The 1101-nt window shown below is 63.2% G+C and carries 2 protein-coding genes; both read left to right on the top strand.

Translation table 11 applies throughout. The features are described 5' to 3' along the window. Positions 1–343: transposase (locus P3L18_RS28115; protein ID WP_276115998.1), on the top strand; the 343-nt coding region annotated here is incomplete at its 5' end. Beyond that, a partial coding sequence (locus P3L18_RS28110) for an IS3 family transposase (protein WP_276115997.1) occupies positions 340–1101 on the top strand: 762 nt, incomplete at its 3' end. The genes P3L18_RS28115 and P3L18_RS28110, both read left to right, overlap by 4 nt.

Raw genomic sequence — 1101 nt, 5'->3', positions numbered from 1 at the left:
TGGGCCCTGCTGGAAGGATGTCACTATGTCGAGGACGCGTCGGTCGTTTACGCCTGAGTTCAAGGCGGAGGCTGCTCGTCGGGTGATTGATGGCGGCCGCCCGATCTCTGAGGTCGCTCGTGAGTTGAACGTGCATGAGAATCTGCTGGGCAAATGGGTTCGCGCCGAACGCATTCGCGACGGAGTGATCACCGAGGGGCGGGCAGCTCCGCCCGATGGTGAGCTCAGTGCCGGTGAGCGCGCGGAGTTGGTGCGGTTACGTGCCGAGGCCGCCGAGAAGGACCGCGACATTGCGTTCCTGAAAAAAGTCTCGGCGTACTTTGCGGCACAGCAACACCGGTGAGCTGTTATGAACTCATCGCCGCGGAGTGCGCCGGCCATGACATCACTGCTCTTGTTGTACTGCTGGGGGTTTCACGCTCGGGATACTATGCGTGGGCGGGTCGTCAGCAGCGTGGCGAACTCACCGCACGACAGCAGCGTCGCCGTGATCTCGAAGTCAAGATTGTGGCTCACTGGAAGAGATCGCAACGCACCTACGGCTCCCCGCGGATCACCGCCGACTTGCACGACGAGGGCGTGTCGGTCTCGGAGAATACCGTCGCCAAGATCATGGCCGAGATGGGTATCGAGGGCATCAGCCCCCGCACCTTCAAGGTCAAGACGACCGTGGTCGATCCGACGGCGTCGTTCCCACCCGACCGGGTGGGGCGGGTCTTTGATCAGGGCCGTCTTGATGCTGTCTGGACCTCGGATATCACCTATCTGACCTGCGGTGAGGGGGATGCGTACCTGTGTGCGATCCGCGATGAGCACTCGCGGCGCGTGCTGGGCTGGTCGCTGGCCGATCACATGCGTACTGAGCTCGTCGAGGCCGCCGTGGACGCTGCGGTGGCCACGCGCGGCGGGTCGGTGACGGGCACCATCTTGCACTCGGACAGGGGCAGTCAATTCACCAGCCATGACATGGCACAGGCCTGCACACGCCACGGGTTGCTGCGCTCGATGGGCGAGACCGGCATCTGCTGGGATAACGCCGGCGCAGAGTCGTTGTGGTCGACGGTCAAGCACGAATACTACAAGCGACACGCCTTCACCACT

It is taken from the genome of Gordonia sp. N1V (assembly GCF_029269935.1).
GTDB lineage: Bacteria > Actinomycetota > Actinomycetes > Mycobacteriales > Mycobacteriaceae > Gordonia > Gordonia polyisoprenivorans.
The sequence above is the reverse complement of the archived record's forward strand: the minus strand, read 5'-3'. Positions and strand labels throughout refer to the sequence as shown.